The sequence below is a fragment of the Actinokineospora lacus genome (assembly GCF_053813445.1).
Genome location: NZ_JBQERA010000001.1, coordinates 153,941 through 179,770, shown reverse-complemented (window position 1 = coordinate 179,770; position 25,830 = coordinate 153,941). Strand labels below are relative to the sequence as shown.

The following is a 25,830-nucleotide window of genomic DNA, read 5'->3' as shown; positions in this document are numbered from 1 at the left end:
GCGGGGGACGGCCGGGGGTTACTGGCCGTTCTCCGCCGGGGCGGGCGCGCCGTTGAGGCTGTCCACCTCGTCGGCGTGGCGGGCCAGCGAGACCCAGACGAACCCGCCCAGCAGCACCTGCAGCGCCCCGGACACCCCGAACACCGCCCGCGTGCCCAGCCAGGTGGCCAGCAGCCCGCCGATCAGCGCGCCCAGCGGGATCGCGCCCCACACCGCCGTGCGCCAGACGCCGAGGACCCGGCCGAACAGGTGCTCGGGCACCAGCGCGCCGCGCAGCGCGCCGAGGATGACGTTGATGACCACGACGGACGCGGCGAACAGCCCGAACAGCAGGCTCGCGGTGATCGGGTCGCCGACCACCGACATCAGCCCGAAGCCCAGCCCGCAGAACCCGCTGGCCAGCGCCAGCACGGTCCGCCGGGGCAGCATCCTGGTCAGCCGGGGCGCCATCGCGGCGCCCAGCAGCCCGCCCGCGCCGCCGACGAGGGCGAACACGCCGAAGGCCGCCGCGGACAGGCCCAGGTCCTCCACGGCGTAGAGCACCAGCAGCGCCTGGGCCAGCTCCGAGGTGAGCGCGACCGACGCCGCGAACAGCACCAGCTGCACCATCAGCGCGTTGCCGCGCAGCCACCGCACGCCCTCGGCGAGCTGGGTGCGCAGCGCGGTGTCCTCTGTGGAAGTCCTCTTCGGCTTGTACTTGCCGTGGAGGAGCACCAGCAGAACCGCCGCGATGGCGAAACCGGCGGAATTGAGCAGGAACGGCAGCGCGGCGAACAACGCGAAAGTCAGGCTGCCCAGCGGGCCGCCGAGGAAGGTCTGGCCGACAATCTCCACGGATTGCAACTTGCCATTTGCAGATTCCAGTCCGGCGCGGTTGACGACGGCGGGCACCAGCGCCTGGGCGGCACTGTCCGCGACCGTCTCGACGGTTCCCAGGACGAGGGCGAACGCGTAGAGCAGCCAGATCGTGGTCGCGTCGGTGAGCACCAGCACGGCGAGCCCGCCGACGATCACCGCGCGCGCGGCGTTGGCCAGCAGCATGGCCCGGCGGCGGTCGACCCGGTCGATGAGCACGCCGGTGAGCAGGGAGAACAGCAGCCAGGGCAGGAAGGAGGTGGCGGACAGCCCGGCGATGAGCACGGGGTCCCTGGTGATGCTCACCGCCAGGAGCGGGAACGCCACCTTGCCGATGCCGTCCCCCAGGTTGGACAAGGCACTCGAACTGAGCAGCCAGGCCAGCCGTCGATCTTTTGTCACCACACCGCCCCCGTGGGCACGATGGGTAATCGTGCCGCCCCAGTACCCGCCATGCCGCGACGCTACTGTCTGCACATGGGGCGTCACCACCCCCGAACGGGCGGCAATTCTTCCCAACACCCGATCGTGAGTGTGAATCGGGTCCGCGTTTCGGGTGGCGCGTGGTTGATCATTGGCGCATTGTGGGAGGAGAAAGTGAGAGGGCAACCATTCGGGGAGGGTGCCATGCGCGGGAGGGTGATCGGAACGGGGGCGCTTCTGGTGGCGTTGGCCGGTTGTGGCGCACCGCCGCCGGTCGAACCCGCGAGCGGCACGCAGACCTCGATCGTCGTGCCGGTGGAGGAAACCTCGTCCGAGGCGGCGGCCACCACCACGACCACGGCGCCGCGCTCGTCGTCGGCGGCGACCGGAACCGACTGCAAGGCCGCCGAACTGGGGCTCTCCATCAAGGACGACAGCGCGGCGGCGGGCACCGTATACCGCGAGCTGGTCTTCACCAACACCGGTCAGCGCACGTGCACCATGCAGGGCTTCCCCGGTGTGTCCTATGTGGCGGGCAAGGACGGCCACCAGGTCGGCCCCGCGGCTTACCGCGACGGCGCCAAGGGCAGGGCGGTGTCGCTGGCGCCCGGCGCGGCGGCGGTCGCCCCGGTCGGGTTCGTGAACGTGCGCAACTACGAACCGGCGGTGTGCGAGCCCACCGAGGTGCGCGGGCTGCGGGTGTACCCGCCGCAGGAGACGGAGTCGATGTTCGTGGCCCAGCCGGGGGTCGGCTGCGCGGGCAACCCCCCTGGCAACCAGCTGATCGTGAAGACCGTCGAGGCGGGCTAGAACCGTTGCGCGCTAGGGCCTCAGCTCATCAAACCGTTGCGCCAGGCCCAAGCGGCCACCTCGACCCGGTTGCGGGCGCCGATCTTGGTCTGCACGGCGCCCAGGTGCGTTTTCACCGTGGACAGTGACAGGAACAGCTCCGCGCCTATCTCGGTGTTGGTCAGGCCGCGGGCGGCGGCTTTCACCACGTCGGTCTCCCGCCCGGTCAGGGAGCGGAGCGCCGGGTCGGTGGGGCCGGGACCGGCGAAGTGGCGCAGCAGCCGCACGGTGATCTGCGGGGAGACCAGCGCGTCGCCGCGCACGGCCGCCCGGACCGCCTCCATCAGCAGCGCCGGGCCCGCGTCCTTGAGCAGGAAGCCGCTGGCGCCGTTGGCCAGTGCCGTGTGGACGTACTCGTCGAGGTCGAAAGTGGTCACCACGACGACCCGGATCGGGTCGGCCACCTCGGGGCCCGCCAGGGCCCTGGTCACGGCCAGGCCGTCCATGCCGGGCATCCGGATGTCGAGCAGGCACACGTCCGGGCGCAGCTCGCGGGCCCTGGCCACGGCCGTGATCCCGTCGGGCACGTCGGCGACGACCTCCATGTCGTCCTGGGTCTCCAAGATCATCCGGAACCCGGCGCGCACCATTTCCTGGTCGTCGGCGATGAGCACGCGGATCACGGTCGGTCCTTTCGCAGGGGGAAGCGGGCGTCGACGGTCCAGCCCCCGGCCGGTCCCGGGCCCGCGGCGAACGTGCCGCCCAGCAGTTCGATGCGCTCGCGCATGCCCACCAGACCGTAGCCGCCGGAGTCCCCGCCCGGCCGCGGCCGGGCCGTGGCCGCGTCGTCGCTCACCCGGATGCGGAGGTCGCCGTCCTCGGGCCCGACGGTGACCAGGGCGGCGGTGGCGTCCCCGGCGTGCTTGGTGACGTTGGTCAGCGACTCCTGCACCACGCGCAGCACCGTGCGCCCGGCCTCGGGCGGCAGCGTGTCCGGCAGCGACAGTTCCAGGTGGACGGGCGGCCCGGAGTAGCTGTCGGCGACGGCGCGCAGGTCGGCGGCCAGGTCGCTGGTGGCCGCGTCGGCCGCGCCCGCCTCGCCCGCCGCCGCGGCGCGCATGCTGGCCACCAGCATCCGCATCGCGGCCAGCGCCTCCGTCCCGCTGCGCTCGATCTTGGCCATGGCCAGCGTGCTGGCCTCCGGGTCCCTGACCAGCTGCGCGGCCTGGGCCTGCACCACGATCCCGGTGACGTGGTGGGCGACGACGTCGTGCAGCTCGCGCGCCAGCGCCATCCGCTCGGCCTGCTGGGCCCCGCGCACCGCGACCCGCACCGCCTGGCCGCGGGCGCGGTCGCGGGAGCCGAAGTACTGGCCGGTGGCCAGCGACACCAGCAGCAGGAACGCCGCGAGGAGCAACAGCTCGCTGGACGGCTCCGTGCGGGTGAGCGCCGCGAGCGCGATGGCGCCCAGCAGGTCGGCGCCGACGAGCACGGCCACCGTCACCGTCGCCTGCCTGCGGTCGGCGTGGCGCACGACGTAGGCGATCAGGGCCATGTGCGCCGCCACCATGCTCAGCGGCGGCCGGACCTCGAACAGCCTGCTGTCGAAGACCAGCGCCGCCACCACGGCGGCGAGCGCGGCGAGCCCCCCGGCGATCGCGGCCGCGGTGAGCGCCCACCGCACCGGGTTGCCCGGGCCGAGAACCGCGCACACGGCGGTGGCGAGCGCGGCCAGCAGCGGCACCGCGGCATACAGGCCGAACCGGTCGACGTTCACCGTGGCCGTGGTGTCGACCAGCAGGATCACGGCCAGCGCCGCGGTCAGCGGCCACTGCGCGCGTAGGAACGTCCGCAGGGTGGAGTCGCCCTGGGCCAGCCGCAGCGCCACCCCGGCGCCGACGGCCACCAGCACCCCCGCCGGCGCGAACTGCAGGGCCCGGTCCGGGGAGAAGTACCAGGGGCCCACCCTGATCAGGACCGCCCCCAGCGCCGCGGCGAGCAGCCCCGCGGTGCCCAGCGCGGCGACCCAGCGCGGCGTCCGCCAGATGACGATGGCGATCAGCATCATCCCGGCGAGCGCCTCGGTGGCCGACAGCGACGCCAGCCACTCCAGGCCGAGCCGGGACCCCTGGTTGACCCTGATCACCAGCGACACGGCCAGGACGGACGCCGCGCCTGCCAGTCCCCCGAGAACCGGCAGGCGCAGGGCGATGAACACCGAGGCCACGACCGGCACGCTCAGCAGCAGGGTGGCCGACCACCAGCCGATGCCCGTCGACGCGACGTCGAACAGGTACGCGAACGCCAGCAGCCCGGCCATCCAGCGCCGCACGGTCGCCTCGGTGTCCATGTCGGCAAACGGTAGGGCCGCCGCACCGGTGGCGCCTCGTCCAACCGGCGGCCCGGCATCGGCCGATCGGCCAGTCTCTGGCCGATCGAACCCGGCCGGTCGGCCACCCACTCCCGCCTGCTCGGCCGATCCGCGGCCCCGGCCCGGCGAGAGAGGCTATGAGCAGTGAAAACGACAACTCGGAGGTGTCCACGATGGTGACCGCGGTGCTCGTCTGGATCGGTGTGGTGCTGGCCATGGTCTTGCTGCTGACGATGGCCCTCGGCCCGGTGATCGTCCAGATCGACAGCAAGCTCTACGAGCGCAGGAGGCAACAGCCCGCGGAGGCGCGCGGTGGGCGGTAGCTGCCAGACTGGTGATCATGCGCGCGCCTGTGCTCGGACTCCTCACCGCCGTTCTGCTCGCCGGGTGCTCCCCGGCCGGGGACCCGCCCGCCGGGGACACCCCGCCAGGCGGCACACCGCCGCCGGTCACCGTTCCCGAGGTCCCCACCCTGGTGCCGCCGAGCGAGTCGGTGCGCGCCCTGGCGGTGCCGAACGTGGTGGGGATGGGCCATCAGGAGGCCCAGGACGCCATGCAGTCGGCGGGCTTCTTCTACCTCACCGAGGAGGACGCCACCGGGCAGGGGAGGATGCTGGTGTCCGACCGCAACTGGGTCGTGGTGGAGCAGGTCCCCGCCGCGGGCACGGTGGTGCCCCAGTCGGACAAGGTCCTGCTGCGCTCCAAGAAGAAGACGGACGCGTGACCCTGGACGACCTGGCCGCCCGCCAGCGGGCCTTCGCCGTTGCCCGCGAGTGGGAGCGCTGGCACGTCCCGAAGAACCTGGTGATGGCCCTGTCCGGCGAGGTCGGCGAGCTCACCGAGATCTTCCAGTGGCTCACCCCGGAGCAGGCCGCGACCGCCTACGCCGACCCCGACCTGCGCGCCCGCATCGATGACGAGCTGGCCGACGTCCTGCTCTACCTGGTCCGCCTGGCCGACGTCCTGGGCGCCGACCTCGTCAAGGCCGCGCACGCCAAGATTGACCGCAACGAGCACCGCTTCCCGCGCCCGGCGCCCCTGACCGACTGACCCCCACCGAGCGACTGACCTCCACCGAGCGACTGGGCACGGGCGACCGACTTGCGCCGCGACCGATTTGCGCCGCGACTGACTGAGCACTGCGACTGACTGGCGCCGGTGAGGGTTGTCAGGGGTGGGTGGCGGTCTTGCGCAGGCGGTTGAGGGCGCGGTGCTGGGCGACGCGGATGGCCTCCGCGGTGGTGTCCAGGACCGTGGCAGTCTCCTGGGCGGAGAGGCCCATCACGATCCGCATGTGCAGGATGTCGCGCTGGCGCGGGGTCAGGATCGCCAGCATCGTGGCGGTCTGGTCGGCCAGCTCACGGCGGAGGGTCAGCTGCTCGGGACCGTCCTCGACACTGATCACCTCCGGGGTGTCGGCGATCGGGTCGGACTTGTCGCGGGCGTTGGCGCGGTGCGCGTCGGCGATCTTGTGGGCGGCGATGCCGTAGACGAAGGACAGGAACGGGCGCCCGATGTGCTGGTAGGTCGGCAGCGCCCGGTACACCGCGACGCACACTTCCTGCGCCACGTCGTCGGCGGTGCTGAACGAGCGCGGCAGGCGGCCGAGCTTGGCACGGCAGTAGCGGACCACCAGCGGGCGCAGGAACAGCAGCAGCGCCTCCACCGCCCGGTCGTCGCCCCCGCTCGCGGCGACCACGTACTCGTCGAGGTTCTCGCGCGCGGGCTGCGCCCGGGGGACTCGGCGGGTGTCGAGCCTGACGCGGTCGGGGTCCAGCGCCACCGTGCACGACATGTGATCCTCCTACGCCGGAAGGGTGACTTCACTCCTTAGAGAGCGCGGGAGGCGGCACGAAATACCGGATGGCAGCGATTTCCGCCGGACGAGATGACACTTTCTCGGTCCCGAAGCAGCAGGCCACCAGTCGGTCACTCAGGGACATCCAGGCGGTAGAGGTCGTGTTGGACCATTAGGTCGATCACCTTGCGCGCGTACGCCGGGTCGGTGGCGTAGCGCTTGCCGACCTCGGTGATGAACTTGTCGGGGTCGTCGACGAAGGGCAGCGCGTGCGTGTAGTACTTGCTCGTGGTGAGCAGCCTGCCGTAATCGCGGAACGAGTCGGTCATCGACTTGTACACCCGGAACGCGGCGACCGCGGGCTGGCACTCGGGCGTGCACTCGGTGGTCGGGTACTCGTGGCAGCCGACCGCGATCGGCCCGGGGCCCGCCGAGGTGCACTTGAACCCGAAGAAGTTGCGCCGCTCGACGGCCAGCTTGCTGCGACCCCACCCCGACTCCAGGATCGACTGCGCCGCGGCGACCGACGCCGGGATGCCGTACTCGGCGGCCACGGCCCGCGCGGGCGGCTCGGCCGCGGCCAGGTAGTCCGGGTCGGCCATGGCCAGCGCCGAGGCCCGCACCGCCTCCTGGTCCACCACGGCGGCAGCCGGGTCCGGCCCGGCCGCGGCGGTCGTGGCGCTCAACAGCACGAATAGAACACTGGCGACCCCGGTCGCGGTCCACCGTCGCATAGCGTGACCTCCGCTCGTCCTTTCGAGCGTGTGCGCGCTGTCGGCGATCCGCAACCGGGGTCACACGGTCGGGTTACCTGCCCGGCGCGATCACGTCGACCCAGACCAGCTTGTGGTCGGTGGCGCCGTTGAGGTGGTCGAACCGCGAGCCCGGCAGCGGCCAGAACACGCCGGAACGCAGGGGGAACAGCCCGCGCGAGGGCAGCACGTAGTCCGCGCGCAGGTTGCCGGGAGCGACGTCGTTGAAGTCGCCGGTGTCATGGCGCGGGTCACCCTGATGGGTCAGGTTCGCCCCACCCTGGCGGGCCGCGGCCTCGGGCCCGCCCGCTGACGCCGGGCGCACGTCGTGCACCCGGGGCGCGTTCAGCAGCTGCTGGATGGCGCCGGGCACGCTGTCGCCGTCGACCTCGTCGGAGTTCTGGTCCCCGGCCACGACGAACCGCGCGCCCGGCCGCAGCCCGCCGCGCCTGCCGCTGTCGTCGTAGATGTAGCGGCTCCTGCCCGGGTTCAGGTAGTCGGCCCAGAACCGGATCTCGTCGTGGTTGCGGGTGCCGTTGCGGTCCTCGGGGCCGTCGAACACCGGCGGGGTCGGGTGCGAGACCAGGAAGCGCACCTCGCCGCGGCCGACCTTGACCGGCAGGTCCCAGTGCGACTTCGAGGAGAGCCGGAAGTCCGCCAGGATCTCCGGGGAGTACCAGTCGCCGGGGGCGGCGGTGGCCGGGTCGTCGGGCAGCAGCGCGCCGGGCATGTCCTTCCAGCGGAACTCCTGGAACGTCCGCGCCGGGCCGATGGGGTGCTTGGACAGCACCAGCATGCCGTACTGGCCGGGGAAGAAGCCGAACCCGAAGGCGTCGTCCGCGGTGCCGGTGCGCCCGTCGCGGTTGAGGTCGAACCCGCTGGGCACCCCGGTGTTCGACGGGGCGATGAACGAGTACGGGTAGCGGATCGGGTCCGCGCCGTTCTGCCCGCGCTCCAGGTAGTTGGCGCGGAACAGGTCCACGGCCGCGGGCGCGTGATCGAACTCGTTGATCAGCAGCACGTCCGGCCGGTTGCGCTGGATGACCTCGGCGACCGCGCGGGCCTGCGCGTTGTCCGGGGTGGACAGGTCGGCGACGAGCTGTCCCGCCGCCGACCGGTTCAGCGAGGCGTTGTAGGTCGCGAACCGCACGACCTCACCCGCCGGGTGGGCATGGGCGGCGGGAGCGGCCACCGCGCCCGCGACCAGCGCGAGCACCGGGACGACTGACAGGGTCCGCATCTTCACGGGCAACCTCCAAGGTGGGCGTGTCACCCTGGCATTCTTCGGCGACATCCGGGTGAGCGGAACATGAAGGGTTGCCCGGAAAACTGCCGCCCCCGAGATCGTCGCCCCGAGACTGCCGCCCCCGGGATCGCCGCCCCGAGACTGCCGCCCCCGGGATCGCCGCCCCGAGATTGCCGCCCAGAAAGTTGTGTCCCAGAGAACTGCTGTCCGCAGAGCTGTCCTTAAGGATTGACGCCCGTGCGGGCCACGCAGAGGTCCCACAGGGCGGCGCGCTGCTCGGGCTTCTCCCGCGTCCACGGCGTGAGGTGCGTCGGCCGGTCGCGGCGGTCGTGCCAGAACCGGCCGGTCATCCGCGCGGGCTCCGGCGAGCCCGCCAGCCACACCACCGTGTCCGCGCCCTGGTCGGGGGTGCGCAGCAGCGGGCCCATGATCCGGTTGAAGCCGGGCAGCGACGCCGTCACGCCCGGGGTGTCGGCCCAGCCGGGGTGCATGCTGTGCACGACCACGCCGTCGCTGTCGAGCCGGGCGGCCCACTGCTCGGCGAGCACGACCTGCATCCGCTTGGTCCTGGCGTACGCGCGGGCCCCGGAGTAGTCGCCCTGGGCGTACTGCGGGTCGTCGACGCGCAGCGGGGCGGTGTACATGCCGCCGGAGGTCACGAAGATGACGCGGCCGCGGGCCTGGGCGAGGGCCGGGCGCAGCAGCGCGGTGAGCAGGAACGGGCCGAGGACGTGGGTGGCCACGGTGACCTCGTTGCCGTCGGCGGTCTCCTCCCGCCGCGGCGGCAGGGTGCCCGCGTTGTGGATCAGCACGTCCAGGCTGCCGTGGGCGCTCAGGAACTCCTCGGCGAAGGCGCGCACCGAGGTCAGGTCGGCGATGTCGCAGACCTCGACCTCCAGGTGCGCGTCGGGCTCCCCGGCCAGGATCTCCGCGCGCGCGTCGGCGCCCTTCTCCCGGTCGCGCACCACCATGTGCACGGTCGCGCCCAGCCTGGCCAGCCCGGCCACCGTCGCCTTGCCCAGCCCGGAGTTCGCCCCGGTGACCAGCACCGTGTGCCCCTCCAGCGCGCCGGGCGCCGGGTCGGCGGGCCAGAACCGGCTGCGCACCGAATACCCGATCTTGCTGTAGCCGGGCACCACGGCCCGGTCGAGCGCGGTGTCGAGGACCCTTGTGCCCAGGCTCATTCCCCGGACGGTATCGGCACGACGGCCGCTCCGCCGGATGATCGCGACCCTTGACAAAGCGACCGGCGCCACGCCAACCTGTTGAGTGTTACCGCTAGTAACAGGAGGTGGCTCGCGATGGCGCGAACCCCGCAGCCCAAGGACGCCGACCTGGTCGCGTCCCGCCTGCTCGACGCGTCGGCCCGCGGCAGCTACGACCCGCACGTCGACATCGACTGGGACGCGCCGCTGGAGCCAGGCAAGGCGTTCATGCCGCTGGAGCGGGTCTCCCTCTACGGCACCGACCTGTGGCGCGGGCTCTCGCGGGAGCAGCGCGTCGAGCTGTCCAAGCACGAGATCGCCAGCATCGCCAGCGTCGGCCTGTGGTTCGAGATCGTCCTCATGCAGCTGCTGGTCCGCCACGTCTACGACCTCGACCCGCGCTCGGCCCACGCCCAGTACGCCCTGACCGAGATCGGCGACGAGACCCGCCACTCGATCATGTTCGCCAAGGCCATCACCCGCTTCGGCGCGCCCGCCTACGGCCCGGTCCGCCTGATCCGCCAGGCGGGCAAGGTCTACGGCGCGCTCGCGGGCGGCCCGTCGATGTTCGGCGCGGTCCTCGTCGCCGAGGAGGCCACCGACCGCCTGCAGCGCGCCACCATGGACGACCCCGACATGCAGCCGCTGATCCGCATGGTCAACCGCATCCACGTCGTCGAGGAGGCCCGCCACGTCCGCTTCGCCCGCGAGATCGTCCTCCGCGACACCCCCAAGCTCACCCGCGCCCAGCGCGAAGCCCACCGCTGGCTCCTGGCCGTCACCGCCGTCGGCGTCATCGACGCCATGGTCAACCCCCGCGCCTACCGCTCCGTCGGCATCGACCCCCGCCAGGGCCGAGCCGCCGCCCTCGCCAACCCCCACCACCGCGAAACCCGCCGCTGGATGACCGAGAAGGTCATGTCCTTCCTCACCGACACCGGCCTCGTCGGCGGCCCCTCAACCCACCTCCTGCGCGCCGCCCACCTGCTGTGACTGTCGAAGTGTCCAAACGGGACGTTCAGCCCCAGCCCAGTTCGTGGAGGCGGGCGTCGTCGACGCCGAAGTGGTGGGCGATCTCGTGGATGACGGTGATCGCCACCTCCTCCACCACGTCCTCCTCCGAGTCGCAGATGTCGAGGATCGCCTCGCGGTAGATGAAGATGCGGTCCGGGAGGTCGCCGCCGTACATCGACGTGCGTTCCGTCAGGGCGACCCCGTGGTAGAGGCCGAGCAGGGACGGCTCCTCCTGGTCGCGGTCCTCGACCAGCACCACCACGTTGTTCATCGCCGTGGCGAACTCCGCGGGGAGGAGGTCCAGCGCGTCGGCGACCAGTTCCTCGAAGCGGGTCCTGGTCATCTCCACCGGCACGGCTCAGCCGCCGGGGGTGGCGGTGGTCGGCGGTGGGGCGGTCGTGGTCGTCGGGTTGGTGCCGCGGACGCTGCCGGTGACCGGGGCGAGGCCGGTGCCGTCGCCGAGCTTGGCGGCGACCTTGCAGTCGACCTTGCGCGACCCGGCCGCCCAGCTCTCCTCGCTCAGCGCGTCCGGGTAGGGGATCAGGCGCTTCTTATCCAGGTCGAGGCCGTTGGTGTACTCCTTGGTCACCGCGACGCACAGGGCGATGGCCTTCTCGATCTGGGCGTCCTCGGCCGGGTACTTGTCCGGGAACGACGCGCCCAGGTCGACGTTGCCGACGATCTCCACGGCGTGCGGCTCGCTGCACGGGACCGGGTCGCCGATGGCTTGGCCGTCCAGCGCGAGGCAGGTGCCCGGCTCGTGGATGCCGGACTGGTCCTGGCCCGCCGCCGAGCCCTTGGCGGGCAGCAGCGCCCCGGAGCGGCTGGCGGTCTGGACGCCGCAGCGGAGCTTGCGGTCGCCCTCCTCCCACTGCGCGGCCGAGGGCTTGAGCGCGTTGACCTTGTAGCGGCCGTTCGGGTCCAGGGTGCCGCCGAGGTAGTCGGTCACCCCGGGTGCGCACTTCTCCACGGCGAGTTCCTGCCAGCGGGCCAGCTCCGGCGGCGGCGCGGCCTCGGGGTACTCCGCGGCGATGTCGACGTTGCTGGTGACCTCGAACAGGTGCGGCTCGGCGCAGTCGACCCTGCGCATGTCCGCGCCGTCGGGGGCCGACCAGAACAGGCAGGTGCCCGCGGGGGAGTCGAAGGCCAGCGCGCGCTCGTCCTCCGGCGTGGGCACGTCGGTGCCGCCGACGGCCACCGGCCAGGAGAACGCCATGCTCGTGCCCAGCACCATGACCGCCCCCACGCAGGCGGCGACCATCCACAGCCGGGTGCGCATCGTGCCCCTGTCGGCTGAGCGAAACCAATCACCGGGTCCAGACATCTACACCATGATGCCGTGTCCGCGGGAGTGCGGACGCCCTCGGGAGTGATTCAGGTTTCGATCAGGTCATTCCCCCGACGTCAAGGCTGGTGTTTGGGCTAATGTGCGCGCCGGGAGTGGTTCATGACTGACAAAGACAACCCAGAGCCCTACGAGCCGCCGGAGCACCGGCCGGGGTCGATCAATTACCAGGACCCCCACACCACGGTGCCCCGCGAGCCGAGCCTGGCCGAGCGCCGGGCCAGGCAGGAGGCGCAGCGGCGCGCCCGCGACGCGGAGTACGCCGCCGCGGCCGAGGCCGAGGAGAAGCGCAAGAAGCGCAAGCGCATCCTGATCGGCACCGGTGTGACGGTCGGCGTCGTCGGACTGGTGGCCGTGATCTACGCGTCCTCGCAGCCCGACGAGGTCACCGCCCAGTGCGTCAACCCCGAAGGCGTGATCGTCGAGGAGGACTACTGCGACGAGAACTACGCGCGCAGTAACGGCGGCTACGTGAGCGGCGGGTTCATCTTCATCGGCGGCACCTCCTACCGCTACAACTACGGCGGCGCGGGCGCGGTCGGGCAGCGGGTCAGCGGGGGCAGCTTCGTCGCCCCCTCCGGCGCCACCGTGAAGTCCCCCTCGGGCAAGACCGTGCAGCGCGGGGGGCTCGGCGTCGGCGGCAGCGGCGGCAAGAGCGGGGGCAGCTGACGTGCGCCGTGAGCGCTCACGGCCCCGCGCCGACTGGCGTGCCAAGATCGAGTCGCAGGGGCTGGTCTTCGGCCAGCCCGCCCGCTACGGCGACGGCGGCGCGCGCCCGTACTGGGACGAGTCCGTCCACTACGTGTTCGACATGGACGAGATCCTGTCCATCGAGGCCGACGTGGAGCTGCTGCACTCGATGTGCCTCGAGGCCGTCGACACCGTCGTGCTGATGGAGCGCTACCGCGACTTCGGCATCCCGGAGTGGGCCTGGCCGCACATCGCCGAGTCGTGGAAGCGCCACGACCCGCACCTCTACGGCCGCTTCGACCTGCGCTACGACTCCACCGGCCCGGCCAAGCTGCTGGAGTACAACGCCGACACCCCGACCTCCCTGCTGGAGGCCGCCGTCGTGCAGTGGTTCTGGAAGACCGAGGTCTTCCCGGACGACGACCAGTGGAACTCCCTGCACGAGAAGCTGGTGGAGCGCTGGACCGAGGTCGGCGGCCTGCTGCCCTCCCGGGAGATCCACTTCACCTGGTCCGGCGCCGACTCCAGTGGCGAGGACCACATCACCACCGCCTACCTGCAGGAGACCGCGGCCGAGGCGGGCATGGACACCGTGGGCCTGGCCATCGAGGAGATCGGCTGGGACGCCGAGCTGGCGCGCTTCGTCGACCTCGCCGAGGTGCCCATGGCCACGGTGATGAAGCTCTACCCGTGGGAGTGGATGGTCGGCGAGGAGTTCGGCAGGCGCGTCGTCGAGTCGCTGCCCGCGACGCTGTGGGTGGAGCCGCTGTGGAAGATGCTGCTGTCGAACAAGGCGATCCTGGCCGTGCTGTGGGAGATGTACCCCGGCCACCCCAACCTGCTGCCCGCCTTCATCGACCAGCCCGGCATCCTCACCGAGTACGTCCGCAAGCCCAAGCTCGGCCGCGAGGGCGCCAACGTGCAGATCGTCGCGCCGGGCTATGAGACCAGCACCGGCGGTGTCTACGGCGCGGAGGGCTTCGTCTACCAGGCCTTCGACCCGCTGCCGGAGTTCGACGGCTACCGCCCCGCCCTCGGCGCGTGGATCGTCGGCGACCACGCCGCGGGTCTGGGCATCCGCGAGACCGCCGGGCTGGTGACCGACGACGGCGCCGCCTTCGTTCCGCACCGCATCCCAACCGTATGAGCACGTCCATGGAGGACCAGTGACCAGCACTCTCGCCACGGCGGCCAGCTTGGCGCTGCCGGAGAACTTCGGCAGCGACATGGCCCGCGGCATCGGCGCGATCGCGCTCTACGCGATCGTCGGCCTGGTCCTCATGCTGATCGGGTTCTACGCCATCGACTGGACCACCCCGGGCAAGCTCTCCGACCTGGTCCGCTCCGGGCGGCCCAACGCGGTGATCGTGACCGCCTCGGGCATGCTCAGCATGGCGCTGATCATCGTCGTGGCGATCTACTTCTCCGCCAGCGACCTGACCGCGGGCCTGATCACCTCGGTGGTCTTCGGCCTGATCGGCATCATCGCCCAGGTGCTCGCGGTGCGGACGCTGGAGTGGGTGACCAAGCTCGACGTCGGCAGCACCATCGAGGACGAGCGCTTCGCCCCGGCCAGCGTCGTGGTCGCCGCGGTGCACCTCGCCCTGGGTCTCATCGTCGCGGTCGCCATCTCCTAGGACGGCCCCGGGGGGTTGCGACTACCCTCACCCCCTGTGATTGACCTCAAGGTTCTGCGCGACGACCCGGAGACCGCGCGCGCCTCCCAGCGCGCCCGCGGCGACGACCCCGCCGCGGTCGACGCCCTGCTCGCCGCCGACGAGAAGCGCCGCTCCGCGATCTCCCGCGCCGACACCCTGCGCGCCGAGCAGCGCCAGTTCGGCAAGCAGGTCGGCAGGGCCCGCGGCGAGGAGCGCGACGCGCTGATCGCCAAGGGCAAGGAGCTGGCCGCCGAGGTCAAGGCCGCCGAGGCCGAGCAGTCCGCGGCCGAGGCGGCCTTCGAGCTGTGCCACCGCGCCCTGTCCAACCTGGTGCACCCGGCCGCCCCGGTCGGCGGCGAGGACGACTACGCCGTCCTGGAGCACGTCGGCACGCCGAGGGAGTTCGACTTCACCCCGCTCGACCACCTCGACCTCGGGGTGCGGCTGGGCGCGCTGGACATGGAGCGCGGGGCGAAGGTGTCCGGCTCGCGGTTCTACTTCCTCACCGGGGTGGGCGCGCAGCTGCAGCTGGCCCTGCTGAACATGGCCGCCGCGCAGGCCACCGCCGCCGGGTTCACCCTGATGGTGCCGCCGGTGCTGGTGCGCCCGGAGATCATGGCGGGCACCGGTTTCCTGGGCGCGCACGCCGGTGAGATCTACCGGCTCGCCGAGGACGACCTGTACCTGGTCGGCACCTCGGAGGTGGCCCTGGCCGGGTACCACGCCGAGGAGATCATCGACCTGGGCGCGCCCAAGCGCTACGCGGGCTGGTCGACCTGCTTCCGCCGCGAGGCGGGGTCCTACGGCAAGGACACCCGCGGGATCATCCGCGTGCACCAGTTCGACAAGATCGAGATGTTCTCCTACTGCAGGCCCGAGGACGCCGAGGCCGAGCACGAGCGGCTGTTGGCCTGGGAGAAGGAGATGCTCGCCAAGATCGAGGTCCCGTACCGCGTCATCGACACGGCCACCGGCGACCTCGGCGCCAGCGCGGCGCGCAAGTTCGACTGCGAGGGCTGGATTCCGACCCAGCAGGCGTACCGCGAGCTGACCTCGACGTCGAACTGCACCACCTTCCAGGCCCGCCGCCTGTCGGTGCGCTACCGCGACGAGCAGAACAAGCCCCAGACCGCCGCGACCCTGAACGGCACCCTGGCGACCACCCGCTGGATCGTGGCCATCCTGGAGAACCACCAGCAGGCCGACGGCTCCGTGGTCGTCCCCGAGGCCATGCGGCCCTTCCTCGGCAAGGACGTCCTGGAGCCCGTCTAGACCAGGTCGGCGACGTGCCGCCCGATCTCCAGGGCGCACGTCGCCGCCGGGGACGGCGCGTTGAGCACGTGCACCTGCCCCGGCGCGGTCTCGATCAGGAAGTCCTGCGGCAGCGTCCCGTCGGGCAGCATCGCCTGCGCCCGGACCCCGGAGCCCGCCCGCACGATGTCCTTCTCGGACACCGCGGGCACCAGCTTCGCCAGGCTGGCCGCGAACCGCTTGGCGCTCAGCGAGCGCAGCACCTCGTCGAGGCCCACCGGGTAGGCGTAGCGGCGGGCCAGCCGCCACGTGCCGGGGAACCGCAGCGTCTCGGCCAGGTCCCGCGCGGAGAAGTCACGCCAGCGGTAGCCCTCCCGCCGCAGCGCCAGCACGGCGTTCGGCCCGGCGTGCACGCTCCCGTCGAGCATCCGCGTCAGGTGCACCCCGAGGAACGGCAGGCTCGCGTCGGGGACCGGGTAGATCAGCCCGCGGACCAGCCCGGCCGCCTCCGGCCGCAGTTCGTAGTACTCCCCGCGGAACGGCACGATCCGCACTCGCGTCCGGACCCCGGCCATCCGCGCGATCCGGTCGCTGTGCAGGCCCGCGCAGTTCACCAGCGCGTCCGCCCGCAGCACCTCGCCCCCGGTGGCAACCTCCACTGTGGCGCCCCGCGCCCGAATCCCCAACACCTCGGTGTTCAGCCGCAGTTCGGCCCCTTTGGACTCCAGCAGCCCCACCAGCGCCGCGCACACCCGGGGGAAGTCGATGATCCCGGTGCTCTCGACCCGAAGTGCCGCCACGCACGCGACTTCCGGCTCCCACTCCCGGGCCTCGGCCGCCGAGACCAGCCGGGCGGGCACCCCGTTCGCCCGGGCGCGCTCCGCCAGGGCGTTGAGGGCGGGCACCTCGGACTCGGCGGTGGCCACCACCAGCTTCCCGCAGACGCTGACGGGAACCCCGTGCTCCCTGGCGAAGTCCACAATGGACTTGTTCCCGGCGACCGACATCCGCGCCTTGAACGACCCCGGCGCGTAGTACAGGCCCGCGTGCACCACGTTGGAGTTGTGCCCGGTCTGGTGCGCGGCCCAGCCGGGCTCCTTCTCCAGCACCGTGACCCGGAACCCGCGCTCCACCAGCTCATGAGCCGTGGCCAACCCCAGAATCCCGCCACCGACGACCACCACAGTCCGCACGCCCACAGCCTAGGCCGCCGGCGTCGCGGCAGGCGCCGCCCCACGACGGCGGAACCACCCGAGCCCTACGCCGATTGACGGCACCACAGCCGCCACGAGTGGTATAGCGTGCGAGTTCCCGCCGGTCGGGACCTCGCACGCTTGCTCCCGGGAGACCCTGCCCATGGCCAGAACCGGACTCATCGCCCTGCTCCTGCTCCTGCTCGTCACGGCCACGGCCCTGCCGCAGGCGGCGCTGGCGGACACGGCACCCCCGGACTTCCAGCCGGGCTGGTTCGTCCCGGTCGACTCGCTCCGGGTGCTCGACACCCGCGGCGCCAGGCCGATCGGCCCCGGCGCGACCCTGCGGGCCGACCTCTCGCAGCGGGTGCCCGCGGGGACGAGCGCGGTGGTCCTCAACATCACCGGCTCCGACCCGACGGCGGACACCCACCTCACCGCGTCCCCGGTCGGCGCCCAGCGGGTCGGCCCGACGCTGACCCTGCGGGCCAGGGAGAACCGCCTGATCCAGGTGACCGTCGGCGTCAACCAGATCCGCGGCGTGGACCTGTACAACGCCGCCGGGTCCACCCACGTGATCGCCGACCTGGTGGGCTACTACCAGAGCGGCGCGGGCGCGGGCTTCCACAGCGTGACCCAGCACCGCGTGCTGGACACCCGGTCCGGCACGTCGCTGGGCCCGGCCTCCTCCCGCACCGTCAGCCTCGGCGGCGCGCTGCCCGCCGACGCCGTCGCGGTGACCTTCAACCTGATCGCCACCGAGCCGAGTTCGGCCACCCACCTCGTCGCGTGGCCGACCGGGCGCCCGCGGCCGACGGCGTCCAGCATCAACGTCGTCGCCGGGGAGACGCGGGCCAACCTGGTCACCGTCGCCGTGGGCGCGGGCCGCTCGGTCGACATCTACAACCACCTGGGCCGCACGCACGTCGTCATGGAGCTGGCGGGCTACTACACCCAGGGCTCGGGCTCGGCGTTCCGCGCGCGCGTGCCGGTCCGCGAGTACGACAGCAGGCGGCCCTACCCCAACGGGATGCCCGGCCTGCCGATCCCCGCGAGGTCCAGGGTGGCCTTCTCCGTCTCCGACGCCGTGCCCCCCACCACGACCGGCGTCCTGCTGAACGTGACCGGGATCGACCCGAACGCCACCACCTGGCTCACCGTGTGGGGCAACGCCGACACCCCGCGCCCCGACGTGTCCACCGTGCACGTCCCGCTCGGCCGGACGGTCGCCAACGCGGCCGTCGTCGGCATGTCCCCCCGCGACCTGACGCTGGTCTACAACCAGGCGGGCCGGGTGCACGCCACCGTCGACCTCATGGGGGCGTTCGTCGATGTGGGGGCGTCCCCGACGGAGGTCCTGGCCAGGGCATGATGGGCGCATGCGCGCTCTCGTGACCGGCGGTGCCGGGTTCATCGGGTCCACCCTGGTCGAACGTCTGCTGCGGGACGGCCACGAGGTCGCCGTGGTGGACACCTTCACCCGCGGCCGCCGCGAGAACCTGGCCGCCGTCGCGGGCGGCGTCGCCGTCCACGAGGTCGACGTGACCAGCCCCGACCTGCACCGGGTGCTCAAGGACGCCGCGCCGGAGGTGGTCTTCCACCTCGCCGCCCAGATCGACGTCCGGATCAGCGTCGCCGACCCGATCCTCGACACCACCCAGAACGTCCTGGGCACGGTCAACCTGGCCGAGGCGGCGCGGGCCGCGGGCGTGCGCAAGGTCGTCTTCGCCTCCTCGGGCGGGTCCATCTACGGCACCCCCACCTCGCTGCCGGTCACCGAGGACACCCCGGTCAACCCCAAGTCCCCGTACGCGGCGGGCAAGATCAGCGGTGAGCTGTACCTCAACACCTACCAGCAGCTCTACGGCCTGGACTGCACGCACCTCGCCCTGGCCAACGTCTACGGCCCCCGGCAGGACCCGCACGGCGAGGCGGGCGTGGTCGCGATCTTCGCCAACGCCCTGCTCGAAGGCCGCCCCACCCGGCTCTACGGCGACGGCGGCAACACCCGCGACTACGTCTTCGTCACCGACGTCGTGGCCGCGTTCGTCGCCGCGTCGGGGGAGCGGGGCAGCGCCACCCGCTACAACATCGGCACCGGCGTGCAGGTCTCCGACCGGGAGCTGCACTCCCTGGTGGCCGCGGCGGTGGGCGTCGAGGACAACCCCGAGCGGGCCCCGGCCCGGCTCGGCGACCTGCGCGCCTCCGCGCTGGACGCCACGCTCGCCCGCCGAGACCTGGGCTGGAAGCCGGAGGTCGACATCGCCGAGGGCGTGCGCCGCACGGTGGACCACTTCAGGCGCTAGGGCGGTCCTCGGGTCGCTCGACGCCCTGGATGGCCATGGCGCGCACCAGCTTGGCGTAGCGGTGCTCCAGCTCCTTGAACCGCAGGTAGGTGTTGATCGTGGCGAACCCGAAGGCGACCACGGTGCCGTAGAGCAGCAGGTCGGTGCCGCGGCCGACGCCGACGAGGTTGGCCAGCGCGCTCGTGGCCGATGGCACCAGCACCGCGATCACGCCGAAGACCATGAACAGCGCGAAGCCGATCTTGACCCCGGCGGCCGTGCGGCTCTTGCCGTGGTGGCGCAGGAAGCTGATCAGCAGGGCGACCACGGCCAGGATCAGCAGAATCTGGATGATCACGTCAGCGCCTCGAACCGGTGCGGAGGGCGGAGTCGAACAGGATGTTGACGCCGTTGATCAGCGACTGCCCCTTCGACATGGAGTACTCGGTGTAGAGGATCGTCACCGGCTCCTCGGTCACCCGCCAGCCGTGCCGGTCGATCATCTCCACGATCTCCGAGGCGTGGCCCATGCCGTTGAGCCGGATGTTCACGCGCTGCGCCACGGTCTGGTTGAACGCGCGCAGCCCGTTGTGCGCGTCGGTCAGGCCCAGGCGGCGGGTGCGCGGGCTCAGCAGGACGACGGTGCGCAGCACCAGCCGCTTGATCCACGGGATGTGGCTGGTGTCGGTGCCCTTGAACCGGGTCCCGACGACGATGTCGACGTCCTCGGCGCGCAGCCGCCGCAGCATCCGCACCACGTCCTCGACCTGGTGCTGGCCGTCGGCGTCGAAGGTGACGAACAGCGCGGCGCCCGGCTGGGCCCTGGCGTACTCCACGCCGGTCTGGATGGCCGCGCCCTGGCCCAGGTTCACCGGGTGGCGCACCAGGTGCGCGCCGGTGGTCCTGATGCGCGCGGCCGAGTCGTCGGCGCTGCCGTCGTCGACGCAGACGACGTTGGGAAACGTCTGCCGCGCGTGCCGGACGACGTCGGCGATGACCTGGCCCTCGTTGTAGACGGGGACGACCAGCCACACGTCGGACCAGTCGGTCACGATTCCTCCGAATGGTGGTGGCCGCCGTGCCGGGCGGCCGGACGTTCACCGCTGAGGGTAGCCGTGCGCGCGAGCCCCGCGCGCGCAGCCTGTCCCCAGGCTCACGCTGCGCCCGAGTCCCGAGCGGGTAACCTGTGTTGGCCGCACGTGATCGGCGCCGTGGGGTGCTCGCACCGCGCGGGCGCCGCGGGCGGGAGCCGCGACACCGACATCTCGACATCGAGCGATCGCCTGCCCAGCGGGGCCCATCGATCGGCGGAGGACTGAGAAGACCCATGCCCGGTAGCACCTCGGCAGCCAGCGAGACCGCGGAAACCACGACCGGGGAGGGCAGACTCCCCGCCCAGCGCGGTCTGTTCACCGGACCGGCGACGGTGGTGCCCGACGAACTGTACGCCGAGGTCGTGGCCGGGTCGGCGGCCCGCACCCGGACCCGGCTGACGGTCAACCCGCACTCGCAGGTCACCACCGACACCTACTTCGGCCGCTTCCCGGCCAGCTACTGGCAGCGCTGGACGGTGGTGGACGAGGTCGTCGTCGAGCTGACCGTCACCGGCTCGGGCAAGGTCGCCCTGGTCGCCTCCGACACCAACGGCGAGACCCGCACGGTCGCCGCCGAGGTGGTCGACGGCGCCCGCGGCGCCACCGTCCGGCTGACCGGCAGGCTGACGATGTTCCTCGACGGCGGCTTCCTCTGGGTCGACCTGGCCACCGAGGACGCCGCGCTGGTCGTGGAGTCGCTGGCCTGGACCGTCGCCGCGCCCGCCGAGCGGCGCCTGACCTCCATCGTGATCTGCACCTTCAACCGCGCCGACGACTGCGTCGCCACCCTCGGCGCGCTGTCGTCGGACCCCGAGGCCCTCCAGCTCATCGAGCACGTCTACGTCGTCGACCAGGGCAGCGACCTGGTCGAGTCGCGCGCGGCCTTCCCCGACGCGGAGAAGGCCCTCGACGGGCGCCTGCGCTACCTGCGCCAGCCCAACCTCGGCGGGGCGGGCGGCTTCGGCCGCGGCATGTACGAGGTGACCGAGGCGGGCAAGCCCGCCAACGTGCTGCTGATGGACGACGACGTGCTGTGCGAGCCGGAGATCGTGGTCCGGCTCAGCGCCTTCGCCGCGCGCACGAGCGCGCCCACCATCGTCGGCGGGCAGATGCTGCGGCTGCTGCACCCGACCAAGCTGCTCGCGGGCGCGGAGTACGCCGACTTCGCCGGGCTGGTGCCGGGCAAGGTCGTCAAGGGCGGCCTCGACGACGTCGACCTGCTCGCCGAGGCCGAGGACGAGGACGGGCTGCCGCTGGGCAAGCCCAACCGCGGCGACCTGCGCGTCGACGCCCACTACAACGCGTGGTGGTCGTGCATGATCCCCTCGGAGGTCGTCGAGCAGCTGGGCTTCCCGCTGCCGCTGTTCTTCCAGTGGGACGACGTGGAGTACGGCTACCGGGCGCGGACCCGGGGCATCCCCACCGTCACCCTGCCCGGCGCGGCGGTGTGGCACGCGGACTTCGACTGGAAGGACGCGGACAAGTGGAACGAGTACTTCGCCGTCCGCAACGCCATGGTCGTCTCCGCGCTGCACTCCGAGACCGACCCGCTGGTCGTGGCCCGCTCGCTGATGGCCCGCGTGGTGCGCTACCTGCTGGGCATGCAGTACGGCCTGGCCGTCACGGTCATCATGGCCGTCGAGGACTTCCTGCGCGGCCCGGAGATCTTCGCCGACGGGGGCGCCGCGGCCGCCGCCGCGATCCGCAAGGAGCGCGCGCGGTACCCCGACACCGTGCTGCACAGCCCCGCTGACATCGAGGGCGTCCCGCCGATGATCAAGGCGGGGCCCGAGCCGAGCCTCAACCGGCTCGTGCTGCTCAAGCGCCTGATCTATTTGGCGATGGGCCGCAGTGTGCACGCCACCGGCATCGTGCCCGCCGCGGACTCGGCCTGGTGGCACACCTCGCAGTTCGACTCCGTGGTGGTGACCGACGCCTCCCAGGAGGGGGTGCGGTTCCGCAAGCGCGACCGCGCGATGACCGTGGCGCTGGCCAAGCGCGCGGCCAGGGCGATCCGCGCCGTGGCGAGCGAGACCCCGCGCCTGCGCGGGGAGTACCGTGCCGCCGTCCCCGAGGTGACCAGCCGCGAGAACTGGCAGCGGCTCTACGGCCTGTAGTCCACGAGCCGGGCTGAGGAGCCTGGCGGAGGAGTTGACGTGACCGACCAGCACAGCGTGCTGCAGCGGGTGATCCTGCCCAGGGACGCCGAACCGGTCGATGTGCGCCCGCTGTACCTCGACGAGCCGGGCACCGTGCACAGCCACGTGTCCTCGCGGTTCGCGGTCACGGTGCCCAAATCGGCCAGGGTGTCCTTCGCCTCCTACTTCAACGCGTTCCCGGCGAGCTACTGGAAGCGCTGGACCCGGGTCACCGAGGTGACGCTGCGCCTGCGGGCACGCGGCGGCGGCCGGGTCGACATGTACCGCTCCAAGCCCAACGGCGACCAGGTGCACGTGCGCGGCGAGGCCGTGCGCTCCGGCGCCGAGTGGGTCGAGCTGGCCCTGCCGGTGGACCTGGCCCCGTTCGAGGACGGCGGCTGGATCTGGTTCGACGTCTTCACCGACGACACCGCCATGGAGATCACCGACGCGGCGTGGACCACGGCCCTGGTGCTGCCCCCGCGCAAGCTCTCCATCGCCACCACCACCTTCAACCGGGTCGAGGACTGCGTCACCTCGTTGCTGGCGCTCTCCGAGGACCAGAAGGTGCTCGACCTGGTGGCGAAGGTGTTCGTCGCCGACCAGGGCAGCAAGCGGGTCAAGGACCACCCGCGCTTCGCCGAGGCGCGCGAGGCCCTCGACGGGCGCCTGGAGCTGATCGAGCAGGGCAACCTGGGCGGCTCCGGCGGCTTCAGCCGGGGGCTGTTCGAGTCGCTGGAGAACAGCGACGCCGACCAGGTCATGCTCATGGACGACGACATCGCCCTCGAACCGGACTCGATCCTGCGGGCCAGCGCGTTCGCCGCCGCGGCGACCAACCCGCTCATCGTCGGCAGCCAGATGCTCAACCTGCAGGCCAAGGCCCGCCTGCACACCATGGGAGAGGTCGTCGACCGCGGCGCGATGGTGTGGCGGGCCGCGCCGGGCGCGGTCGTCGACCACGACTTCGGCGCCCACTCCCTGCGCGAGACCCGCGAGCTGCACCGGCGCGTCGACTCCTCGTACAACGGCTGGTGGATGTGCCTGTTCCCGCGTGAGGTCGTGGAGCGCAACGGGCTGCCGCTGCCGCTGTTCATCAAGTGGGACGACGCGGAGTACTCGATGCGCGCGCTGGACCGCGGCGTGCCGACGGTGACCCTGCCCGGCTCGGCGGTCTGGCACATGCCGTGGACGGACAAGAACGACAACTCGGACTGGACGGCGTACTACCACCTGCGCAACCGGCTCGTCGTCGCCGCGCTCTACACCGACCACGACCTGCGCAAGACGCTGCTCAAGCAGGGCTTGCGGGCCACCATCCGCAGGCTGCTGTCGATGGAGTACTCCACCGTCGCCGTCGAGCTGAAGGCCGTCGAGGACTTCATGGCCGGGCCGGACCGGATGTTCGACACCCTCGCCACGACGCTGCCGGAGATCCTGGCGCTGCGCAAGCAGTTCGCCGACGCCCAGACCGAGACCTCGGCGGGGGCGTTCCCCGCGCCCACGCTCGACGCCCTGCACGCGGAGAACCTGCTGCGCCCGCCGGTGCACCCGGTGCGGATCGCCGCGCGCGCGTCCAAGGCGGTGCTGCACAACCTGCGCGCCCCCCAGGCCGCCGCGGCCGAGCGGCCCCAGGTGAACGTGCCCGCGGGCAAGGCGCTGTGGTTCCTGCTGGGCAACCTCGACAGCGCCACGGTGTCCAACCCCGACGGCAGCGGGGTGGCCTTCCGCCGCCGCGACCCCGCGCAGTTCCGGGAGCTGTCCAAGCAGGCCGCCACGACCTACCGCAGGCTCATCACCGAGTGGCCCCGGCTCAAGGCCGAGTACCGCGACGCCTTCGGGGACCTGACCTCCGTGGAGTCCTGGCGCAAGGTCTTCCAGCGGTAGCCGAACACGCGGATGGGCCCGCCTCCCGGCTGGGGGGCGGGCCCATCCGCGTCTCGGGTCAGAACCAGCGTTCGAGCACGAGCGCGACCCCGTCCTCGGAGTTCGGCGCGGTGACCTCGTCGGCGGCGGCGAGCACCTCGGCGTGCGCGTTGGCCATCGCCACGCCGTGCCCGGCCCAGCGCAGCATCTCGATGTCGTTGGGCATGTCGCCGAAGGCCACCACCGCGCTCTGCGCGACCCCGGTCAGCTCGGCCACCTCGGCCAGGCCCAGGGCCTTCGTCACCCCGGGCGCGGAGATCTCGATGAGCCCGCGGTTGGTGGAGAAGGTGACGTCGACGGCCTCGCGCAGCAGCTCGGTGGCCGCCATCGCCATCTCCTCGCTGGTCATGCCCTGGTGGCGGACCAGGAGCTTGCTGGCGGGGTGGCCCAGCACCTCCGCGCGCGGGCGCACGTTGTTCTCCGCGTCGCCCCAGGGGTTGGAGTAGCCGGGCTCGGTGGCGAACGCGTCGCCGCCGAGGTCCGGGCCGACCTCGGCGCGCTCGGTGGCCACCTTGATCCCGGGCAGCGCCTTCTCCAGGGTGTGAACCACGTCCCAGAGGGTCATCGCGTCCAGGCCGTGCACGGAGAGCACCCGCTGCTCGGTGATGTCGTAGACGATCGCGCCGTTGGCGCACACCGCGTGGCCCTGGAGCCCGGCCATCTCGGCCACCGGCGGAATCCACCGCGGCGGACGGCCGCTGACCAGCACGAAGGGGGTGTCGGTTGCCAGCACCCTGCCGATGGTGGCGGCGGTGCGGTCGGTGACCCGCTCGTAGGGATCGAGCAGGGTGCCGTCGACGTCGGAGGCGATCAGCTGGGGCTTGTCCACGTGCCCCATCCTCCCCGAGCGACTCTCAGTAAGGTGGGGTGAGTGCGCGTTGGCATTGTGATCCTTCCCGAGTACCGCTGGTGGGCCGCCGAGCCGAAGTGGCGCGGCGCCGAGGAGTACGGCTTCGACCACGCCTGGACCTACGACCACGTCGGCTGGCGCAGCCTGGTCGACGGCCCGTGGTTCGACGCGGTCCCGACCCTGGCCGCCGCGGCCGGGGTCACCAGGAGACTGCGCCTGGGCACCTTCGTGGCCTCGCCGAACGTCCGCCAGCCGGTCCCGTTCGCCCGCCAGGTCCTGGCCCTCGACGACATCTCCGACGGGCGCTTCTGCCTCGGCGTCGGCGCGGGCACCCGCACCCCGGGCGCCTACGACCTCGCGGTCTCCGGTCAGCCGGAGCTGACCGGGCGCCAGGCGGCCGAGCGCTTCGCCGAGTTCGTCGAGCTGACCGACGCCCTGCTGGTGCGCGAGCGCACCGACTTCGCCGGGCGGTACTACACCGCGGTCGACGCCCGCAGCGCGCCCGGCTGCGTGCAGCGGCCGAGGGTGCCGTTCCTGGTCGCGGCCAACGGGCCGCGGGCGATGGCGGTGGCCGCCCGGTTCGGCCAGAGCTGGGTCACCGTCGGTCCACCGGGGGCCGAGGACCTGGCGGCGTGGTGGCGCGGGGTGGCCGAGCTCTCGGCGCGCTTCGACGAGGTGCTCGCCGCCGGGGGCCGTGCCCGCGAGGGCGTCGACCGCTACCTCAACCTCGACTCCGCGCCGCTGTACTCCCTGACGAGCGAGCAGGCTTTCGCCGACCAGGTCGGCCAGGCCGCCGCCCTGGGCTTCACCGACGTGGTGACGCATTGGCCCAGGTCGGAGGGCGTGTACGCGGGCCGGGAGACGGTGCTGGAGCGGGTCGCCGCCGAGGTGCTGCCCACCCTGGGCGGGTTCGCGTCGGGGAAACCGGCGGGCTGAGGCAACCGGCT

The 25,830-nt window shown here is 72.3% G+C and carries 27 protein-coding genes; 14 read left to right on the top strand and 13 right to left on the bottom strand.

The annotated features are described in order from the left end of the window. Nucleotides 1-18: 18 nt before the first annotated feature. Nucleotides 19-1,257 carry an MFS transporter gene (locus ACTG9Q_RS00930; RefSeq protein WP_455570620.1) on the bottom strand — a complete coding sequence of 413 codons (1,239 nt, stop codon included), beginning with the start codon at nt 1,255-1,257 and terminating at the stop codon, nt 19-21. 225 nt (nt 1,258-1,482) lie between these two features. On the opposite strand from ACTG9Q_RS00930, the gene ACTG9Q_RS00925 reads away from it, so the two are divergent. Beyond that, nucleotides 1,483-2,088: a DUF4232 domain-containing protein gene (locus ACTG9Q_RS00925; RefSeq protein ID WP_455570619.1), complete on the top strand. Its 606-nt coding sequence runs from the start codon at nt 1,483-1,485 to the stop codon at nt 2,086-2,088. 20 nt (nt 2,089-2,108) lie between these two features. Here ACTG9Q_RS00925 and ACTG9Q_RS00920 read toward each other — a convergent pair whose 3' ends face one another. Both ACTG9Q_RS00920 and ACTG9Q_RS00915 read right to left on the bottom strand, forming a co-directional pair. After that, on the bottom strand, nt 2,109-2,750 hold the full coding sequence (locus ACTG9Q_RS00920) for a response regulator (RefSeq protein WP_455570618.1): 642 nt from the start codon (nt 2,748-2,750) through the stop codon (nt 2,109-2,111). Beyond that, the gene (locus ACTG9Q_RS00915; RefSeq protein WP_455570617.1) at nt 2,747-4,417 is read right to left on the bottom strand and encodes a sensor histidine kinase; all 1,671 of its coding nucleotides are present in this window, start codon (nt 4,415-4,417) and stop codon (nt 2,747-2,749) included. The genes ACTG9Q_RS00920 and ACTG9Q_RS00915 overlap by 4 nt, the downstream gene beginning before the upstream one ends. 158 nt (nt 4,418-4,575) lie before the next feature. Between ACTG9Q_RS00915 and ACTG9Q_RS00910 the strand changes: the two genes are divergently transcribed. Genes ACTG9Q_RS00910 through ACTG9Q_RS00900 form a run of 3 tightly spaced genes read left to right on the top strand, consistent with a single transcriptional unit; the run spans nt 4,576 to nt 5,488 of the window. Further along, nucleotides 4,576-4,761: a hypothetical protein gene (locus ACTG9Q_RS00910; RefSeq protein WP_455570616.1), complete on the top strand. Its 186-nt coding sequence runs from the start codon at nt 4,576-4,578 to the stop codon at nt 4,759-4,761. Nucleotides 4,762-4,778: 17 nt separating this feature from the next. After that, nucleotides 4,779-5,162 (top strand): PASTA domain-containing protein, encoded by a 384-nt coding sequence (locus tag ACTG9Q_RS00905; RefSeq protein ID WP_455570615.1) that lies wholly within the window; start codon nt 4,779-4,781, stop codon nt 5,160-5,162. Next, nucleotides 5,159-5,488, top strand: coding sequence for a nucleotide pyrophosphohydrolase (locus ACTG9Q_RS00900; protein WP_455570614.1), 330 nt, complete (start codon nt 5,159-5,161; stop codon nt 5,486-5,488). Before ACTG9Q_RS00905 ends, ACTG9Q_RS00900 begins: the two co-directional genes overlap by 4 nt. A gap of 118 nt (nt 5,489-5,606) precedes the next feature. Here ACTG9Q_RS00900 and shbA read toward each other — a convergent pair whose 3' ends face one another. From shbA to ACTG9Q_RS00880, 4 genes are all read right to left on the bottom strand, one after another. Then, nucleotides 5,607-6,233: an RNA polymerase sigma factor ShbA gene (gene shbA / locus ACTG9Q_RS00895; RefSeq protein ID WP_455570613.1), complete on the bottom strand. Its 627-nt coding sequence runs from the start codon at nt 6,231-6,233 to the stop codon at nt 5,607-5,609. A 134-nt stretch (nt 6,234-6,367) separates the two neighbouring features. Continuing rightward, entirely contained in the window at nt 6,368-6,970 is a 603-nt protein-coding gene (locus tag ACTG9Q_RS00890; RefSeq protein ID WP_455570612.1) for a glucosaminidase domain-containing protein, read from the bottom strand. A gap of 73 nt (nt 6,971-7,043) precedes the next feature. Beyond that, nucleotides 7,044-8,228, bottom strand: a complete 1,185-nt coding sequence (locus ACTG9Q_RS00885; protein ID WP_455570611.1) for an endonuclease/exonuclease/phosphatase family protein — start codon at nt 8,226-8,228, stop codon at nt 7,044-7,046. Between the two features lie 227 nt (nt 8,229-8,455). Further along, complete coding sequence (locus ACTG9Q_RS00880; protein WP_455570610.1) at nt 8,456-9,418, bottom strand: SDR family NAD(P)-dependent oxidoreductase; 963 nt, start codon at nt 9,416-9,418, stop codon at nt 8,456-8,458. Between the two features lie 117 nt (nt 9,419-9,535). Between ACTG9Q_RS00880 and ACTG9Q_RS00875 the strand changes: the two genes are divergently transcribed. After that, on the top strand, nt 9,536-10,432 hold the full coding sequence (locus tag ACTG9Q_RS00875; RefSeq protein WP_455570609.1) for an AurF N-oxygenase family protein: 897 nt from the start codon (nt 9,536-9,538) through the stop codon (nt 10,430-10,432). Nucleotides 10,433-10,457: 25 nt separating this feature from the next. On the opposite strand, the gene ACTG9Q_RS00870 is transcribed toward ACTG9Q_RS00875, so the two are convergent. Continuing rightward, nucleotides 10,458-10,808 carry a metallopeptidase family protein gene (locus ACTG9Q_RS00870; protein ID WP_455570608.1) on the bottom strand — a complete coding sequence of 117 codons (351 nt, stop codon included), beginning with the start codon at nt 10,806-10,808 and terminating at the stop codon, nt 10,458-10,460. Nucleotides 10,809-10,811: 3 nt separating this feature from the next. Continuing rightward, on the bottom strand, nt 10,812-11,732 hold the full coding sequence (locus tag ACTG9Q_RS00865) for a septum formation family protein (RefSeq protein ID WP_455570607.1): 921 nt from the start codon (nt 11,730-11,732) through the stop codon (nt 10,812-10,814). Between the two features lie 168 nt (nt 11,733-11,900). On the opposite strand from ACTG9Q_RS00865, the gene ACTG9Q_RS00860 reads away from it, so the two are divergent. From ACTG9Q_RS00860 to serS, 4 genes are all read left to right on the top strand, one after another. Further along, the gene (locus ACTG9Q_RS00860) at nt 11,901-12,467 is read left to right on the top strand and encodes a hypothetical protein (RefSeq protein WP_455570606.1); all 567 of its coding nucleotides are present in this window, start codon (nt 11,901-11,903) and stop codon (nt 12,465-12,467) included. Between the two features lies 1 nt (nt 12,468). Then, the gene (locus ACTG9Q_RS00855) at nt 12,469-13,635 is read left to right on the top strand and encodes a glutathionylspermidine synthase family protein (RefSeq protein WP_455570605.1); all 1,167 of its coding nucleotides are present in this window, start codon (nt 12,469-12,471) and stop codon (nt 13,633-13,635) included. A gap of 79 nt (nt 13,636-13,714) precedes the next feature. Beyond that, on the top strand, nt 13,715-14,125 hold the full coding sequence (locus ACTG9Q_RS00850; protein ID WP_455571288.1) for a DUF350 domain-containing protein: 411 nt from the start codon (nt 13,715-13,717) through the stop codon (nt 14,123-14,125). A 36-nt stretch (nt 14,126-14,161) separates the two neighbouring features. After that, nucleotides 14,162-15,418 carry a serine--tRNA ligase gene (gene serS, locus ACTG9Q_RS00845; RefSeq protein ID WP_455570604.1) on the top strand — a complete coding sequence of 419 codons (1,257 nt, stop codon included), beginning with the start codon at nt 14,162-14,164 and terminating at the stop codon, nt 15,416-15,418. On the opposite strand, the gene lhgO is transcribed toward serS, so the two are convergent. After that, nucleotides 15,415-16,590: an L-2-hydroxyglutarate oxidase gene (gene lhgO, locus ACTG9Q_RS00840; protein ID WP_455570603.1), complete on the bottom strand. Its 1,176-nt coding sequence runs from the start codon at nt 16,588-16,590 to the stop codon at nt 15,415-15,417. The two genes, serS and lhgO, sit on opposite strands and share 4 nt — an antisense overlap. Nucleotides 16,591-16,753: 163 nt before the next feature. Here lhgO and ACTG9Q_RS00835 point away from each other — a divergent pair, with 163 nt between their 5' ends. Beyond that, nucleotides 16,754-17,962 carry a hypothetical protein gene (locus ACTG9Q_RS00835; RefSeq protein ID WP_455570602.1) on the top strand — a complete coding sequence of 403 codons (1,209 nt, stop codon included), beginning with the start codon at nt 16,754-16,756 and terminating at the stop codon, nt 17,960-17,962. A gap of 7 nt (nt 17,963-17,969) precedes the next feature. Next, on the top strand, nt 17,970-18,896 hold the full coding sequence (locus tag ACTG9Q_RS00830) for an NAD-dependent epimerase/dehydratase family protein (RefSeq protein WP_455570601.1): 927 nt from the start codon (nt 17,970-17,972) through the stop codon (nt 18,894-18,896). Here ACTG9Q_RS00830 and ACTG9Q_RS00825 read toward each other — a convergent pair. Together ACTG9Q_RS00825 and ACTG9Q_RS00820 are read right to left on the bottom strand one after the other, a co-directional pair. Then, the gene (locus ACTG9Q_RS00825) at nt 18,886-19,233 is read right to left on the bottom strand and encodes a DUF2304 family protein (RefSeq protein ID WP_455570600.1); all 348 of its coding nucleotides are present in this window, start codon (nt 19,231-19,233) and stop codon (nt 18,886-18,888) included. The two genes, ACTG9Q_RS00830 and ACTG9Q_RS00825, sit on opposite strands and share 11 nt — an antisense overlap. 1 nt (nt 19,234) lies before the next feature. After that, nucleotides 19,235-19,927: a glycosyltransferase family 2 protein gene (locus tag ACTG9Q_RS00820; protein ID WP_455570599.1), complete on the bottom strand. Its 693-nt coding sequence runs from the start codon at nt 19,925-19,927 to the stop codon at nt 19,235-19,237. Between the two features lie 275 nt (nt 19,928-20,202). On the opposite strand from ACTG9Q_RS00820, the gene ACTG9Q_RS00815 reads away from it, so the two are divergent. Together ACTG9Q_RS00815 and ACTG9Q_RS00810 are read left to right on the top strand one after the other, a co-directional pair. After that, nucleotides 20,203-22,086, top strand: a complete 1,884-nt coding sequence (locus ACTG9Q_RS00815) for a glycosyltransferase (RefSeq protein WP_455570598.1) — start codon at nt 20,203-20,205, stop codon at nt 22,084-22,086. 39 nt (nt 22,087-22,125) lie between these two features. Beyond that, on the top strand, nt 22,126-23,994 hold the full coding sequence (locus ACTG9Q_RS00810; protein WP_455570597.1) for a glycosyltransferase: 1,869 nt from the start codon (nt 22,126-22,128) through the stop codon (nt 23,992-23,994). Nucleotides 23,995-24,052: 58 nt separating this feature from the next. Here ACTG9Q_RS00810 and ACTG9Q_RS00805 read toward each other — a convergent pair whose 3' ends face one another. After that, complete coding sequence (locus ACTG9Q_RS00805) at nt 24,053-24,862, bottom strand: HAD family hydrolase (RefSeq protein WP_455570596.1); 810 nt, start codon at nt 24,860-24,862, stop codon at nt 24,053-24,055. Between the two features lie 42 nt (nt 24,863-24,904). Here ACTG9Q_RS00805 and ACTG9Q_RS00800 point away from each other — a divergent pair, with 42 nt between their 5' ends. Next, entirely contained in the window at nt 24,905-25,819 is a 915-nt protein-coding gene (locus ACTG9Q_RS00800) for an LLM class flavin-dependent oxidoreductase (protein WP_455570595.1), read from the top strand. Nucleotides 25,820-25,830: the final 11 nt, after the last annotated feature.